Origin of the sequence: Zoogloea oryzae, from assembly GCF_030161255.1 — a bacterium.
Lineage (GTDB): Bacteria > Pseudomonadota > Gammaproteobacteria > Burkholderiales > Rhodocyclaceae > Zoogloea > Zoogloea oryzae.
In genome coordinates this window covers 1-14,232 of record NZ_BSPX01000025.1, presented here as the reverse complement: position 1 = coordinate 14,232, position 14,232 = coordinate 1, and the positions used below count along the sequence as shown (strand labels likewise).

Genomic DNA, 14,232 nt, shown 5'->3' with positions numbered 1-14,232 from the left:
TGGACGGGGTGTGCCGGGCTGCACTGAAGGTGATCAGCCTTCGAGGTGGTAGCGGGTGACGCGCTCGACTTCGTTCTTCGAGCCGAGCACCACCGGTACGCGCTGGTGGAGCTGATTCGGCTGGATGTCTAGGATGCGCTCACGGCCGGTGGTGGCGGCGCCGCCAGCGGCTTCGACGATCATCGCCATCGGATTGGCTTCGTACATCAGGCGCAGCTTGCCGCCCTTGTCCTTCATCTTGCTGTCGAGCGGATACATGAAGATGCCGCCACGGGTGAGGATACGATGCACGTCAGCCACCATCGAGGCCACCCAGCGCATGTTGAAGTCGCGCTCGCGGGGGCCTTCCTTGCCGGCTTGCAGCTCGGCCACGTAACGCTGGACAGGCGGCTCCCAGAAACGCTGGTTGGACGCGTTGATGGCGTATTCCTTGGTGTCTTCGGGAATCGTCATGAACGGATGGGTGTAGATGAAGCTGCCCATCTCGCGATCCAGGGTGAAGCCGTGCACGCCGTCGCCCACCGTGAGGACGAGCTGGGTGGACGGGCCATATACCGAATAACCCGCCGCCACCTGGGCCGTGCCCGGCTGCATGAAGTCGGCTTCGGTAGCCGCTGCGCTGCCTTCCGGGCAGCGGAGCACCGAGAAGATGGTGCCGACGGAGATGTTCACGTCGATGTTGGACGAGCCGTCCAGCGGATCGAACAGCAGCAGGAAACCGCCCTTCGGGTAGTCGCTGGGAATCGGGCGGATCTCCTCGACTTCCTCGGAGGCCATCGCCGCGAGGTGGCCACCCCATTCGTTGGCCTGGATCAGGATGTCGTTGGCGATGACATCGAGCTTCTTCTGGGCCTCGCCCTGCACGTTGTCGCTGCCAGCCTCGCCCAGAACACCGGCAAGGGCGCCCTTGGAAACATTGACGGCAATGGCCTTGACCGCACGGGCGACGACTTCCATCAGCAGGCGCAGATCGGCGCCCATCAGGCCTTTGCGCTGTTGCTCGATCAGGAATTGGGTGAGCGTGACTCGACGCATGACTCGGATCTCCGGAATAACCAGTAAAAGTAGAGATTATCGCCCGGATCAGGGCCTTCCGTCGTTTATGATTGCGGATCGATTTTTTGCAGCGGGCCACCGCCCCTCGAGAAGCACTCTTCGCAAGTCATCATGGAAGTCTTGGTCATAGGCGCCGGCCTCGCCGGCGTCACGAGCGCCTGGTACCTCGCCCAGGCCGGATGTCGCGTCACCGTCATCGATCGCCGGCCCAGCCCGGGCATGGAAACCAGTTTCGCCAATGGCGGGCAGATCTCGGTCAGCCACCCCGAACCCTGGGCCAATCCGGCGGCGCCGGCCACCGTACTGCGCTGGCTCGGCCGCAGCGACGCCCCGCTGCTGTTCCGCTGGCGGGCCGATGCCGCCCAGTGGCGCTGGGCCTTCTCCTTCCTGCGCGAATGCCTGCCCGGTCGCACGGCCCGCAACACCGCGGCCATCGCCAACCTGGCCGTTTACAGCCGCAATGAGCTGCGGGCGCTGCGCGAAGCGACGGGCATCGAATACGAAGCCGGCACCGGCGGCATCCTGCACCTGTTCGAAACCCGGCGGGAGCTTGCCCACCTGCCCGCCAAGCTTCACCAACTCGAAAAGCTCGGCATCCACGGCAGGATTCTCGACCCCGACGAAGCGATCTGCGTCGAACCCGCGCTGGCGGGGCTGCGTCCGCGCCTGGCCGGCGTCCTGCATGGTCTCGACGACGAGACCGGCAACGCGCACCTCTTCTGCACCGAACTGGCAAAGCGGGCCGAAGCAGCCGGCGTGCGCTTCTGCCTGAACAGCATTCTTCAGTCGTTCGACACCATCAACGGCAGGATCACCGGCGTGCGCGTGCTGGACAGCGCCCGTCGGGCGGGCGTGCTGCGGGCCGACGCCGTCGTGCTGGCTGCTGGCAGCTATAGCCCGGAGATTGCCCGGCCACTGGGCATCCGACTGCCGATCTACCCGGTCAAGGGCTATTCGATCACGGCGCCCATCCTCGATCCCGACCGGGCGCCACGCCTCAGCCTGACCGACGAGTCCCGCCGCATCGTGTGTTCGAGGCTGGGCAATCACCTGCGGGTGGCGGGAACGGCAGAACTCAATGGCTACAACCTGGAGCCGAACCCCGCCCGCAGCGCGGCCATCGTGAAATGGATTGAAGACCACCTGCCCGGCGCCGCCGATCTCGGCCAGGCTGAACACTGGTGCGGCCTGCGCCCGGCAACGCCGAGCAACGTGCCCCTGATCGGGCGGACGCGGGTGGATAACCTGTTCCTCAACACCGGCCACGGCACCCTGGGCTGGACGCTGGCCTGCGGCTCGGGCCAGGCACTCAGCGACATCGTCACCGGCCGGCAGCCCCGACCCGACTTTCCGTTTCTGCTGGACAAGGGCCGCTGAGGCCCGGGGCCCGACGGAATCAGACCTCGGCGGTCTCCTCGAACAGGGCGCGATAGACGAAGGCCGAGAGCACGACCTGCTCGGAATAGGGAATGTCGCCAAACTGAACGCCGTGCGTCACCTGGGGAACTTCGCCCTCGGCGACCGCAGTGGCATGCACAGAACGGAGCACGGCCGGTACGGTGAGATATTCCTCCACATCACTCACCGTCACCCGGAACTTGATCGAGATGTTGTCATCCTTGATCCCGACCGGCGTCTTGGCGGTGAGCATCGCGCCGCCGGTGCTCAGATCCACCAACGACGCAGCGTGGGCGCGACCATCCGAGCCGGTGACCGCGCAGATCAGATTGACCCGCGCCCGGGCCCCGCGACGGACCACCAGCCCGCGCACCTGGTTCGGATAGCTCAGATGAAGATGCGGAAACGGCACGTTGGCAACCTTGTAGATCGTCGTGCCAAAAGCGTAGACGCTCTTGCCGGAGAACATCCGGACGACAAAGGCCTGCCCTTCACGCATCAGCAGCACCTTGCCATCCACCGACGGCGTGGACACGATGATGCTCTTGCCCTTGAGATAGCCAATCAGCTTGACGTAGTAACGCGACTGCGCCGTGTCGCCCTGGGACTGGAGCTGGAGGGTGTCGCCGATATCGAGCCGTACGTCATCGAAGGCAAACGAACTTTCGCTCGGCTTGTCACCGCCACTTTCGGTGTTGAGCCTGGTCTCGCTGATCTGCAGCTTGCGGAACAAGCCACGCTCCATCAACGCCCTTTTCTGGGTTTCCGTCTCGACGACAACGCCGCGGGCAAGCAGCAGCTGTTTCCTGTCGTCGTATAGCGCCCAAGGAACCGGTTGCCCGATCTCCACTTCACCACTATTGACACGAACGAAAGACATCACCCACCTGCCATGTGAACACGAGTGAGCGACATATCGTCAGCAGGGCGCCACTACTTTAGGGGCAATTCGCCGGAGGAATGCAATTTCGGCAAATCGGCGGGCCCGCCGACGCGTTTCAGGAGCGCCGAAGACACATGAGAGAGTCCGGCTGCCTCCAGCTGTAACAGGAGCCGGGTCATCCGGCGCATGCGCCGGGCCGCCGTGGGTGCATCCTGCTCCGTTGCCAGGCTCTGGGCGAGGGTCCGGAGTTCGTTCAGGTCCGCCAGGGCCGGTGGAATATAGCCGGCGTTGCGGAGGATCCTGTTGGCCATCCGCGCCTCGGCGGGGACGAGGCAGTCATCCTCGAACACCAGCGGCCGCCCTTCACCGGGCAGCCCGGACAGCTCACCCCGGGCCAGCGCTGCGCGGATGCGCTCTTCGGCAAGGACGTCGAAGATGCTCATCGCCAGCCCCGCCAAACGCGAGGATCAGGCCGGCTGACCTTCAGCCGCCGCCGCGGCCTCTTCCGCCTTGGCGGGCGGCGTGCAGCAGGAGGACGAGCCATCCTCGCAGTCGGCCTGCGGCGGGTTGCGGATCTCGCCGGTTTCGGTATCGAAGCCGATGGACTCGATGTAGGACGACAAGGCGGCGTCCATCGTCGCCACGTGGTTGTCGAACCATACGGGCAGTTCACGGATCAGCTGGCGGCCGAGCGCTTCATCACCACGCTCCATGCGCTTGCGCACATCCTGACAGACGGCCAGCACACGGTCGTGCTCGGCCTTGTGACAGGCTGGGAAACCGATCTGCTCCATCCAGCGATTTTCCTGGTCGAAGTGTTCGACGGTGTGGGCGATGAACACGTCCATCTCGGCGAGCAGCTCGGCGCCCGAAACATTGAGCAGACGATTGTAGGCGTCGACGAATTCGACGTGGGTCTGATCCATCGGCGCCAGACCGAGAACGAGTTTTTCAGACCATTCCATGGCAGCCATGTCGGGAAACCTCAAAGCGTGGGTTAATGCGGATAAGGGGAGCTACTTTACGCCCGCGCGGACACGCGGCTCCCTGAGCAAGATCAAGCCGCCGGCGGCAGACCTTACTTGACGAGCTTCAGGTGGCTGCGGCCACCCTTCGGGGGCTCGGGCCGCTCATCAGTTGCGGACAGTTCAGGCGCCTCGCCGGACACGACGGATTCGGTCTCGGCTTCGAGCTCGGCGTCATGAGCGGGCACCCCGGCCACCTCGAAGGCCATGCCGTGGCCGTTCTCGCGGGCGTAGATCGCGGTCACGTTGTCGACCGGAACCGAGATGTTCTGCGCGATGCCGCCAAAACGCGCCTGAAAGGCGATCAGCTCGTTGCCGATCACGAGGCTCTGGGTGGCGTCGGGGCTGATGTTGAGGACGATCTGGCCATCCTGGACGAACTGCCGGGGCACCATCGTGTGCCGATCGACGGCCACCGAGATGTAGGGCGTCAGACCCTGATCGGCACACCACTGATAGATGGCACGGACCAGATAAGGCTTGGTGGAGATTTCACTCATGAGTCGAACTTTCCAGCCAGTTTAACCCTGACGAGCCGACCGACCGGTGGTCGCGGGAATTGCTTGAAGGACACTGCCTGATGGCGGTCGGAACGGGCACCAGAAAAGCATCGGGGCCGCAACGTCTGAAGCGGCCCCGGATCGGCAATCAGCGCCGCATCACCTTCTCCGACGGGGTCATCGCGTCGATGAAACCCTGGCGGCTGAAGATGCGCTCCGCATACTTCATCAGCGGTGCCGCAGAACGCGGCAGTTCGATGCCGTAGTGGTCCAGACGCCACAGCAGCGGTGCGATCGCCACGTCGAGCATCGAGAACTCTTCGCCCAGCAGGAACTTCTGCTTGGTGAACATGGGCGCCAGCTGGGTCAGCTGGTCGCGAACGTGAGCACGCTCCTTCTCGGCACCCTTGGGATTCTTTTCGAGGGCGTCGATGTGGGAAAACAGCTCAAGTTCAAAGGTATGCAGCAACTGACGGGCCCGGGCACGCATGATCGGGTCAGGCGGCATCAGCTGGGGATGCGGGAAACGCTCGTCGATGTACTCGTTGATGATGTTGGACTCGTAAAGCACGAGATCACGATCAACCAGCACAGGAACCCGGTTGTACGGGTTGATGACGGCGATGTCTTCCGGTTTGTTGAAGAGATCGACATCAATCACCTGGAAATCCATGCCCTTTTCAAAGAGCACGATACGACACCGGTGACTAAAAGGATCTGTCGTTCCGGAATACAAATTCATCATCGTTGTGTTACCCCACGGATACTCTGAATCACGCACCACGCGCCGGGCGCGTGGTGCGTCTTGCTCAGTTGCAGCAAGAGATTGCATCGGCTTGAATGCACCGGCCGATTAATGAATGTCCTTCCAGTAGTTCTTCTTCAGAAGATACGACAGGACAAAAAGAACACCAAGGAACGCGATGACGATCGAACCGATCGACTTGCGCGTTTCGGCCATCGGCTCACCCATCCAGGTCAGGAAGGAGACGAGGTCGGCAACGGACTTGTCGTAGTCTTCCTTGGACATGGTGCCGGGCTTGCCCTGCTCGAGATGGATCACTTTGGTCTTGCCGCCGTGACCGTCATCCTTTTCCTCGACCTTGGCAACCTGCTCACCCTGCAGTTCGTAGAGGACGTGCGGCATGCCGACGTTCTCGAAAACCACGTTGTTCCAGCCGGTCGGACGCTCGCTGTCACGGTAGAAACCGCGCAGGTAGGTGTACAGCCAGTCGGCGCCGCTGCCGAACTCGGAAGCGCGGGAGCGGGAGATCACGGTCAGATCCGGAGGCGCAGCACCGAACCAGACCTTGGCCTCGTCACGCTGCATCGCGATGCGCATCGGCTCGCCGATCTTGTCGGCGGTGAACATCAGGTTGTCCTTGATCATCTGTTCGGACAAACCGATCTGCTGCAGCCGGTTGTAGCGCATGTAGCTGGCGCCGTGGCAGTTCAGGCAGTAATTGACAAAGAGCTTGGCGCCGTTTTGCAGCGCAGCCGGCTCGGTGGAAACCGGAGCCTTGTCCAGGTGCAGTTCGGGGCCGCTGGCCAGCGCAAGCAGCGGTGCGAACAGAAGAGACGTCAAAAGTTTTTTCATGGCTTTCATTCTCATTAACCGGTCACACGATCAGGCTCGGGCTTGCACTTGTCCATCTTGGAGTACCACGGCATCAGCAGGAAGAAGCCGAAGTAGATCACCGAGCAGATCTGCGAAACGATGGTGCGGCCCGGGGTCGGGGGCAGCACGCCCAGGTAGCCGAGGATGAAGAAGGCGATGATGAAGACCGTCAGGATCAGCTTGAAGAGGCCGCCCTTGTAACGGATCGACTTCACCGGGCTGCGGTCGAGCCACGGCAGGAAAGCGATGATCACCACCGCGGCGCCCATGGCGACCACACCCCAGAACTTGGCGTCGATACCGAACAGCGGGTAGGTAACAGCACGCAGGATCGAGTAGAACGGGGTGAAGTACCAGACCGGCGCGATGTGCGGCGGGGTCTTCAGCGGGTCGGCCGGGATGAAGTTGTTGAACTCCAGGAAGTAGCCGCCGCCTTCAGGCGCGAAGAACACGATGAAGGAGAAGACGATCAGGAAGCCGACGACGCCAACGATGTCCTTCACGGTGTAGTACGGGTGGAAGGGGATGCCGTCCAGCGGGTGGCCGTCAGCGCCCTTCTTCTTCTTGATCTCGACGCCATCCGGGTTGTTGGAGCCGACTTCGTGCAGGGCAACGATGTGGGCAGCAACCAGGCCGATGAGGATCAGCGGCACGGCGATGACGTGGAAGGAGAAGAAGCGGTTCAGGGTCGCGTCGGACACCACGAAGTCGCCACGAATCACGACGGAGAGGTCGGGACCAATGACAGGGATCGCGGAGAACAGGTTCACGATCACCTGGGCGCCCCAGAAGGACATCTGACCCCAGGGCAGCAGGTAGCCCATGAAGGCTTCAGCCATCAGCGCCAGGAAGATCAGGGTGCCGAAGATCCAGATGAGCTCGCGGGGCTTGCGGTAGGAACCGTAGAGCAGGCCGCGGAACATGTGCAGATACACCACGATGAAGAACGCCGAAGCGCCGGTGGAGTGCATGTAGCGGATGATCCAGCCGCCCGGCACGTCGCGCATGATGTACTCGACGGAGGCGAAGGCCACCGGCACGCCGGAGGCGTTCAGGGAAGCGTCCGGCTTGTAGTGCATGACCAGGAAGATGCCGGTCACGATCTGGATCACCAGCACCAGCAGCGCCAGCGAGCCGAAGAAGTACCAGAAGTTGAAGTTCTTGGGCGCGTAGTACTCGGTCAGGTGGCCCTTGATGGTCGACGTCAGCGGGAAGCGCGCGTCGATCCAGTCCAAAACCGCTTGAGATTTGGTCGTCATCGTTTATGCCTTTCCGTCTTCGCCGATGATGATCTTGGCGTCGCTCAGATACTTGTGCGGCGGGATCTCGAGGTTGTCCGGCGCCGGCTTGCTCTTGTACACCCGGCCGGCCATGTCGAAGGTCGAACCGTGACAGGGGCACAGGAAGCCACCCGGCCAGTCGGCCGCGACACCGCTTTCGGCGCCGGTCTTGAACTTATCGGACGGCGAACAGCCCAAGTGCGTACAGATACCAACCGCCACCAGGATTTCCGGCTTGATGGAACGGGTTTCGTTCTGGGCATAAGCCGGCTGCATCGGCTTCTCGGATTTCGGATCGCTGACCTCGCTATCGGTCTTCTTCAGAGAATCCAGCATTTCCTTGGTCCGGTTGATGATCCAGACCGGCTTGCCGCGCCACTCGACGGTCATCATCTGACCGGGCTGCAGCTTGCTGATGTCCACCTCAACCGGAGCACCGGCTGCCTTGGCTCGTTCGGACGGCGTCAGGCTCGCGACAAACGGTACGGCGGCGGCTACTGCGCCCACGCCCCCCGCAGCCGACGTCACCAGCAACAGCTGGCGCCGACCCGCATCCACTTTTTGATCCACGCTCATGGCCCACTAACCTCAATAAAAGAGACTTCGAAGATCGCAATACGGAAAACCTGCGGAGTATAGCGAAATACCCGCCCTAAAAAAAGGGCCAGCCTGCTAAACCCGCGCCAGCATTGGAGATTATTCGGGTTTCGGGGCTAACCGGAGGGCATCCGGATCGAACTTTGCGCCCTTTCAGGCGCAATTTTTTTGGCGCCGCAGCAAGGGCTTGAAGGCCGTCGGGCATAATCGCGGCCGCCTCCTTGTTGCTGCCGGAACGCCATTTGATGCCCGCCCTGCCCCGCCGCCTCGCCCGCCGGATCCTCTTCGCCACCCTGCTCGGCGGTGCCCTGCCCGCCTTCGCGGACAACTGGCCCGCGGCACTGGACGCCAGCCTCGCCCGGGCCGGCGTTCCCCGCAGCGCAGCCGCGGTGCTGGTTCAGGACGTGGACGCCACGCCGCCGGTCATCGCCCAGCGCATCCAGGACCCGATGAACCCGGCCTCGGTGATGAAGCTGGTGACGAGCTTCGCAGCCCTCGACCGCCTCGGGCCGGCCTTCAGCTGGAAGACCCGCTTCGCCACCCGCGCCGACATTCGCCAGCAGACGCTCCATGGCGACCTCCACATCACCGGCGGCGGCGATCCGCGCCTGTCCCGCGAGCGACTGTGGCTGGCCCTGCGCGACCTTCGCGCCCAGGGCGTGCGGCGCATCGACGGCGACGTGATCACCGACCGCAGCTTCTTCCGCCTGCCGCCCCACGACCCGGGCATCTTCGACCAGCGTCCGCTGCGCCCCTACAACGCCGGCGCTGATGCGCTTTCCATCGACTACGGGGCGATCCGGGTGCGCGTCCAGCCCACCGCTGGCGGCGCCGGGGTGAGCAGCGATCCGCTGCCCGCCGGCCTCGCCATCGACAACCGGATCCGCCGCGGCCAGAACGGCAGCTGCGGCGATCCGACCAACACCCTCGTGGCCACCAAAGCCGAAGGCGCCAGCGGCGTCCGCCTGACGCTGGAAGGCGCGCTGCCCCAGGGCTGTACCGAGGCCTTCGACTGGAACCTCGCGCCGCTGCCGCCGGACCGCCTCTTCGAGGGCATGTTCCGGGCGATCTGGAAGGAGCTCGGCGGCGAGATCGGCGGGCGCTTCCGCGACGGGCGCACGCCGCCCGACGCCCGCCTGCTCGTCGAGACGGTCTCGCCGGCGCTGCCGGAAGTGCTGCGGGACATGAACAAGTGGTCGAACAACGTGATCGCCCGGGAGGTGCTCGCCACCCTCGGCGCGGTGAGCGAGCCGGGCGAGGATTCGGTGGCCGCGGGCGCGCGGGCGGCCCAGCGGAGCCTGGCCAGCAACGGCATCCCGACCGCCGGGCTGGTGATCGAGAACGGCGCAGGGCTTTCGCGGAACGAGCGGGTCACCGCCGCCACGCTCGGCCAGATGCTGCAGTCTGCGTGGCGCAGCCGGACGATGCCGGAGCTGATCTCGTCGCTCCCGGTGGCCGGCATCGACGGCACCGCGCGCAAACGGCTGGCCGGCAGCCCGGCGGCGGGCTCGGCCCACGTCAAGACGGGCGCTCTCGACGGCGTGCGCAGCATCGCCGGCTATGTGCTCGCCAACAGCGGCCGGCGCTACGTGGTGGTGCTGATCATCAACCACCCCAACGCCGGCGCGGCGCGGGAGGTGCAGGACGCGCTGATGGAGTGGGTCGCGGGCCTCTGATCAGCCCTGATAGGCGTGGCGCCGCAGGGCGTCGAAGGGGATGACTTCCAGCGCCGCCATGTGGGTGGATTCGAGGACCACCGGCGGCGCCATGCCCGCCTCCCAGGCCTCGCGCCAGCGCAGGGCGCACAGGCACCAGCGATCGCCGGGTTTGAGGCCGACGAAGCGGAACTCGGGCCGCGGCGTGGAGAGATCGTTGCCGCGCATCTTGCTGAAGGCCAGAAACTCGGCCGTCACCTTGACGCACACGTGATGGCGGCCGATGTCGTTGGGGTCGGCCTCGCAGCAGCCGGTGCGCATCCAGCCGGTGAGGGGCGCATAGCTACAGGCGAGCAGCGGCCCGCCGAGCACGTTGAGGGCGTCGCTGGGAGGAAGGTCGCTCAATCCGGATACCCCTGCGGGTTGCTGCTCTGCCAGCGCCAGGCGTCGGCGCACATCTCGTCGATGCCACGGGTGGCTTTCCAGCCAAGCTCCTGCTCGGCCAGCGTGGGCTCGGCATAGCACTGGGCCACGTCACCGGGGCGCCGGGCGACGATCTCGTAGGGCACCGGACGACCGCTGGCCTTCTCGAAGGCCTTGATCACGTCGATCACGCTGTAGCCCGCGCCCGTGCCGAGATTGACGGTGAGCACGCCCGGGCGCTCGGCCAGACGGCGCACCGCCGCCACATGGCCAACGGCCAGATCCACCACGTGGATGTAATCGCGCACGCCGGTGCCATCAGGCGTCGGGTAATCGCCGCCGAACACCCGCAGCTGCGGCAGGCGGCCGACGGCCACCTGGCTCACGTAGGGCATCAGGTTATTGGGCAGGCCATTGGGGTCTTCGCCGATACGACCGCTGGCGTGGGCGCCCACCGGGTTGAAGTAGCGCAGCAGGGCCACCCGCCATTCGGGATCGGCGGCGGCGAGATCGGACAGCACGAACTCCATCATCCACTTGGTGCGGCCGTAGGGATTGGTCGGGCCGGTGGGGAAATCCTCGCGGATCGGCACGCTGGCCGGGTCGCCATACACCGTGGCCGACGAGCTGAAGACCAGCGACTTGACGCCCGCTTCGGCCATCACCTCGGCCAGGGCCACCGTGCCGGCGATGTTGTTGTCGTAGTACATCAGCGGCTTGGCGACGGATTCGCCCACCGCCTTGAGGGCCGCAAAGTGGATCACCGAGTCGATGGCGTGGGCGGCGAAGATCTCGCGCAGGGCCGCCTTGTCGCGGATGTCGGCGCGGTGGAAGGCCGCCAGCTTGCGCCCGGCGATTTCCTCGACGCGGCGCAGGGCCTCGGGCTTGCTGTTGCTGAAATTGTCCACCACGACCACGTCGTAGCCGGCCGCGAGGAGTTCGACACAGGTGTGGGAGCCGATGTAGCCGGCGCCGCCGGTCACGAGGATGGTAGCCATTGAATCAGTCGCGATGAAGAGTGATCGGGAATGCCAGGATGATACCGCGGCAACGCCGTCGACTGGCCTGCCGGAAAGCGCTCAGACCGCGCCTTTTTCACGCAGGGCTGCAATTTCCTGCGGGGCGTAGCCGAGGCTGGCAAGGATCTCGTCGGTGTGCTCGCCGAGCTTCGGGCCGAGCCATTCGGTGCTGCCCGGCGTATCCGAGAGCTTGGGCACGATGCCGGGGATCTTCATGGGCTGGCCGCCGGGCAGATTGACCTGCTCGAACATGTCGCGGGCGATGAACTGAGCGTCCTTGAACATGTCGGCCACCGACAGCACCGCGCTGGCCGGCACCTGGGCGGCCTCCATCGCAGCGAGCACCGCATCGCCGTCGTGCTCGCGCACCCAGGCGTCGATGGCGGCGTAAAGCTCGTCGGCGCGGGCATCGCGGCCGGCGTTGTTGCCAAGGCTGGCGTCGTCGGCCAGATCGGAGCGGCCGATGGCGTTCATCAGCCGCTTGAAGATCGCGTCGCCGTTGCCGCCGATGATGATGTGGCGGCCGTCGCGGGTGGTATGGGTGTTCGACGGGGTGATGCCCGGCATCACGTTACCGGTGCGCTCGCGCACGAAGCCGGCCACGTCGAACTCCGGCACCATGCTCTCCATCATCGCAAACACGGCCTCGTAGAGCGCCACATCCACCACCTGCCCGGCGCCGCCGTTCACCTCGCGGTGGCGCAGCGCCATCAGCGCGCCGATGGCGGCCCACAGGGCGGCGATGGAATCGCCGATGGAGATGCCGGTGCGCACCGGCGGACGATCCGGAAAGCCGGTGATGTAGCGCAGCCCGCCCATGGATTCGCCGATGGCGCCAAAGCCGGGGCGATCCTTGTACGGCCCGGTCTGACCGAAGCCCGACAGGCGCACCATCACCAGCCCGGGGTTGGCGGCGGAGAGCACGTTCCAGCCCAGGCCGAGCTTCTCGAGCACGCCGGGGCGGAAGTTCTCGACCACGATGTCCGCCTCGGCGGCCAGCCTGCGCACCGCCGCCAAGCCGTCCGGGTCCTTGAGGTTGGCGGTAAAAGAACGCTTGTTGCGTGCCTGCACCGACCACCACAGGGACGTGCCCTCGTGCAGCTTGCGCCACTGGCGCAGCGGGTCGCCGCCATCGGGCGATTCGACCTTGATCACCTCGGCGCCGAACTCGGCCAGGATGCGGGTGCAGAACGGGCCGGCGATCAGCGTGCCGAGTTCCAGCACCTTGACGCCGGCGAGGGGTTTGGCCGGTTGGACCATCGTGGGACTCCCGAAGGGGACGAAATCAGAGGGCGCGGCGCTCCACCAGCGCCTGGGCGATGGTGCCGGTGTCGATGTGCTCCAGCTCGCCGCCGACCGGAATGCCCCGGGCGATGCGGCTCACCTTGATGCCGCGGCTGCGCAGCAACTCGGAGATCATGTGGGCGGTAGCTTCGCCCTCGTTGGTGAAGTTGGTGGCGAGGATCACCTCCTGCACCACACCATCACAGGCGCGGTGGAGGAACTTCTCCAGCCCCAGCTCCCGCGGGCCGATGCCGTCCAGCGGCGACAGCCGCCCCATCAGCACGTAGTAAAGGCCGTGGAAGCTGTGGGTCTGCTCCATCATCGCCAGATCGGCCGGCATCTCGACGACGCACAGCTGGCTGGCGTCGCGCTGAGGGTTGGCGCAGCGGGCGCAGATCTCGTCTTCGCAGAAGGTGTTGCAGCGGGCGCAGTGGCGCAGCACCTCGAGGGCATGCCCGAGGGCGGTGGCCAGCCGGGCCGCGCCACGCTGGTCGCGCTGCAGCAGGTGGTAGGCCATCCGCTGGGCAGACTTGGGCCCCACGCCCGGCAGGCAGCGCAGGGCTTCGATGAGGGCGTCGAGGCTGGAGGGTGCGCTCACGGCCGGTCAGAAGGGCATCTTGAAGCCCGGCGGAAGGTTGAGGCCCGCGGTGAAGCCGGACATCTTTTCCTGGGTGGTGGTTTCCACGCGGCGCACGGCGTCGTTCACCGCGGCGGCCAGCAGGTCTTCGAGCATTTCCTTGTCGTCCATCACCGACGGGTCGATGCTCACCCGGCGAACGTCGTACTTGCAGGTCATCTGGACCTTGACCATGCCGGCGCCGGACTGGCCTTCGACCTCGATGCCGCCGAGGCTGTCCTGCATCTTCTTCATGTTTTCCTGCATTTGCTGGGCCTGTTTCATCAGGCCGGCGATGCCGCCTTTCATCATGGTGACTTCTCCAGAGAGTTGAGTTCAGAGGGGTTTGACCGACGCTTCCTCGAGCGTCGCATCGAATCGTTCGATCAGTTCGCGAACAAAAGGATCCTGCTCCAGCGCCGCCACCGCCGCCGCATGGCGCTCGGCCTTCTCGGCCTGATTGCGCTGGGCGGGTGTTTCGGTGGCGATCTCGCCGACCTCGATGGCCACCCGCATGGGGCGGCCGAGATGGGCGCTCAGCGCGTCCTGCAGCTTTTCGGCGCCGCCCTTGTTGATCTGCAGCAGGTGGCGATGGGTGTGGGACAGGCGCAGCTTGAAGGTGTCGTCGGCCGTGCCCAGCAGCTCGCAGTGCTGGGCGAGTTCGCGGTTGAGGCCACCAAGGCCCAGCTCGTTGAGGAGACCGTGCCAATCGACGCTGCCGGACATCGCCGGCGCCGGACGGGCTGCGGGCGGGGCTGGCCTGGCGAGCTCGGGCTCAGGTTCCGGCTGGCGGATCACGGTGGGCTCCGGCTCCGGGGTGACGGCGACCGGCGGCGCTTCTCGGGGCGGCGCCGGCTGGGGTGCGGGGCGCGCCGGGG

General features: G+C 65.4%; 17 protein-coding genes. 2 read left to right on the top strand and 15 right to left on the bottom strand.

The window, feature by feature from the left end; genetic code table 11:
* Nucleotides 1–33: 33 nt before the first annotated feature.
* Nucleotides 34–1,035 (bottom strand): class 1 fructose-bisphosphatase, encoded by a 1,002-nt coding sequence (locus tag QQK25_RS09920; protein ID WP_153161212.1) that lies wholly within the window; start codon nucleotides 1,033–1,035, stop codon nucleotides 34–36.
* A gap of 132 nt (nucleotides 1,036–1,167) precedes the next feature.
* On the opposite strand from QQK25_RS09920, the gene QQK25_RS09915 reads away from it, so the two are divergent.
* The gene (locus QQK25_RS09915) at nucleotides 1,168–2,433 is read left to right on the top strand and encodes a D-amino acid dehydrogenase (RefSeq protein WP_284187777.1); all 1,266 of its coding nucleotides are present in this window, start codon (nucleotides 1,168–1,170) and stop codon (nucleotides 2,431–2,433) included.
* A 19-nt stretch (nucleotides 2,434–2,452) separates the two neighbouring features.
* Here the strand turns inward: QQK25_RS09915 and QQK25_RS09910 are convergent, their stop codons facing one another.
* The 8 genes from QQK25_RS09910 to petA all read right to left on the bottom strand — a co-directional run bounded on the left by QQK25_RS09910 (nucleotide 2,453) and on the right by petA (nucleotide 8,336).
* The gene (locus QQK25_RS09910) at nucleotides 2,453–3,334 is read right to left on the bottom strand and encodes a flagellar brake protein (RefSeq protein ID WP_284187776.1); all 882 of its coding nucleotides are present in this window, start codon (nucleotides 3,332–3,334) and stop codon (nucleotides 2,453–2,455) included.
* A gap of 53 nt (nucleotides 3,335–3,387) precedes the next feature.
* Entirely contained in the window at nucleotides 3,388–3,780 is a 393-nt protein-coding gene (locus QQK25_RS09905; protein WP_284187775.1) for a DnaJ family domain-containing protein, read from the bottom strand.
* Between the two features lie 24 nt (nucleotides 3,781–3,804).
* Nucleotides 3,805–4,311 (bottom strand): hemerythrin domain-containing protein, encoded by a 507-nt coding sequence (locus QQK25_RS09900; protein WP_284187774.1) that lies wholly within the window; start codon nucleotides 4,309–4,311, stop codon nucleotides 3,805–3,807.
* Between the two features lie 104 nt (nucleotides 4,312–4,415).
* A complete protein-coding gene (locus tag QQK25_RS09895; RefSeq protein WP_153161207.1) occupies nucleotides 4,416–4,862 on the bottom strand; it encodes a ClpXP protease specificity-enhancing factor in 447 nt (148 codons plus the stop codon).
* Between the two features lie 148 nt (nucleotides 4,863–5,010).
* Complete coding sequence (locus tag QQK25_RS09890; protein WP_153161384.1) at nucleotides 5,011–5,607, bottom strand: glutathione S-transferase N-terminal domain-containing protein; 597 nt, start codon at nucleotides 5,605–5,607, stop codon at nucleotides 5,011–5,013.
* A gap of 108 nt (nucleotides 5,608–5,715) precedes the next feature.
* Nucleotides 5,716–6,474 (bottom strand): cytochrome c1, encoded by a 759-nt coding sequence (locus QQK25_RS09885; RefSeq protein ID WP_153161206.1) that lies wholly within the window; start codon nucleotides 6,472–6,474, stop codon nucleotides 5,716–5,718.
* Nucleotides 6,474–7,739 carry a cytochrome b gene (locus QQK25_RS09880; protein ID WP_284187773.1) on the bottom strand — a complete coding sequence of 422 codons (1,266 nt, stop codon included), beginning with the start codon at nucleotides 7,737–7,739 and terminating at the stop codon, nucleotides 6,474–6,476. Before QQK25_RS09880 ends, QQK25_RS09885 begins: the two co-directional genes overlap by 1 nt.
* Nucleotides 7,740–7,742: 3 nt before the next feature.
* Nucleotides 7,743–8,336, bottom strand: a complete 594-nt coding sequence (gene petA, locus QQK25_RS09875) for a ubiquinol-cytochrome c reductase iron-sulfur subunit (protein WP_153161204.1) — start codon at nucleotides 8,334–8,336, stop codon at nucleotides 7,743–7,745.
* Between the two features lie 266 nt (nucleotides 8,337–8,602).
* On the opposite strand from petA, the gene dacB reads away from it, so the two are divergent.
* Complete coding sequence (dacB, locus tag QQK25_RS09870) at nucleotides 8,603–10,033, top strand: D-alanyl-D-alanine carboxypeptidase/D-alanyl-D-alanine endopeptidase (RefSeq protein ID WP_284187772.1); 1,431 nt, start codon at nucleotides 8,603–8,605, stop codon at nucleotides 10,031–10,033.
* Here dacB and QQK25_RS09865 read toward each other — a convergent pair whose 3' ends face one another.
* The 6 genes from QQK25_RS09865 to QQK25_RS09840 all read right to left on the bottom strand — a co-directional run.
* Entirely contained in the window at nucleotides 10,034–10,417 is a 384-nt protein-coding gene (locus QQK25_RS09865; RefSeq protein ID WP_153161202.1) for a DUF2237 family protein, read from the bottom strand.
* Nucleotides 10,414–11,433, bottom strand: coding sequence for a UDP-glucose 4-epimerase GalE (gene galE / locus QQK25_RS09860; RefSeq protein ID WP_284187771.1), 1,020 nt, complete (start codon nucleotides 11,431–11,433; stop codon nucleotides 10,414–10,416). The genes QQK25_RS09865 and galE overlap by 4 nt, the downstream gene beginning before the upstream one ends.
* 81 nt (nucleotides 11,434–11,514) lie before the next feature.
* Nucleotides 11,515–12,714, bottom strand: coding sequence for a CaiB/BaiF CoA transferase family protein (locus QQK25_RS09855; protein WP_284187770.1), 1,200 nt, complete (start codon nucleotides 12,712–12,714; stop codon nucleotides 11,515–11,517).
* Nucleotides 12,715–12,739: 25 nt separating this feature from the next.
* Complete coding sequence (gene recR / locus QQK25_RS09850; RefSeq protein ID WP_284187769.1) at nucleotides 12,740–13,336, bottom strand: recombination mediator RecR; 597 nt, start codon at nucleotides 13,334–13,336, stop codon at nucleotides 12,740–12,742.
* Nucleotides 13,337–13,342: 6 nt separating this feature from the next.
* Nucleotides 13,343–13,666, bottom strand: coding sequence for a YbaB/EbfC family nucleoid-associated protein (locus QQK25_RS09845; RefSeq protein ID WP_284187768.1), 324 nt, complete (start codon nucleotides 13,664–13,666; stop codon nucleotides 13,343–13,345).
* 24 nt (nucleotides 13,667–13,690) lie between these two features.
* Nucleotides 13,691–14,232, bottom strand: a 542-nt coding sequence (locus QQK25_RS09840) for a DNA polymerase III subunit gamma/tau C-terminal domain-containing protein (RefSeq protein WP_284187767.1), incomplete at its 5' end; no start/stop codon positions are given.

Bases quoted from the DNA above. Each gene is read 5' to 3' on its own strand.
- QQK25_RS09920 (WP_153161212.1), bottom strand. From the start codon at position 1,035: ATGCGTCGAGTCACGCTCACCCAATTCCTGATCGAGCAACAGCGCAAA.
- QQK25_RS09915 (WP_284187777.1), top strand. From the start codon at position 1,168: ATGGAAGTCTTGGTCATAGGCGCCGGCCTCGCCGGCGTCACGAGCGCC.
- QQK25_RS09910 (WP_284187776.1), bottom strand. From the start codon at position 3,334: ATGTCTTTCGTTCGTGTCAATAGTGGTGAAGTGGAGATCGGGCAACCG.
- QQK25_RS09905 (WP_284187775.1), bottom strand. From the start codon at position 3,780: ATGAGCATCTTCGACGTCCTTGCCGAAGAGCGCATCCGCGCAGCGCTG.
- QQK25_RS09900 (WP_284187774.1), bottom strand. From the start codon at position 4,311: ATGGCTGCCATGGAATGGTCTGAAAAACTCGTTCTCGGTCTGGCGCCG.
- QQK25_RS09895 (WP_153161207.1), bottom strand. From the start codon at position 4,862: ATGAGTGAAATCTCCACCAAGCCTTATCTGGTCCGTGCCATCTATCAG.
- QQK25_RS09890 (WP_153161384.1), bottom strand. From the start codon at position 5,607: ATGATGAATTTGTATTCCGGAACGACAGATCCTTTTAGTCACCGGTGT.
- QQK25_RS09885 (WP_153161206.1), bottom strand. From the start codon at position 6,474: ATGAGAATGAAAGCCATGAAAAAACTTTTGACGTCTCTTCTGTTCGCA.
- QQK25_RS09880 (WP_284187773.1), bottom strand. From the start codon at position 7,739: ATGACGACCAAATCTCAAGCGGTTTTGGACTGGATCGACGCGCGCTTC.
- petA (WP_153161204.1), bottom strand. From the start codon at position 8,336: ATGAGCGTGGATCAAAAAGTGGATGCGGGTCGGCGCCAGCTGTTGCTG.
- dacB (WP_284187772.1), top strand. From the start codon at position 8,603: ATGCCCGCCCTGCCCCGCCGCCTCGCCCGCCGGATCCTCTTCGCCACC.
- galE (WP_284187771.1), bottom strand. From the start codon at position 11,433: ATGGCTACCATCCTCGTGACCGGCGGCGCCGGCTACATCGGCTCCCAC.
- QQK25_RS09855 (WP_284187770.1), bottom strand. From the start codon at position 12,714: ATGGTCCAACCGGCCAAACCCCTCGCCGGCGTCAAGGTGCTGGAACTC.
- QQK25_RS09845 (WP_284187768.1), bottom strand. From the start codon at position 13,666: ATGATGAAAGGCGGCATCGCCGGCCTGATGAAACAGGCCCAGCAAATG.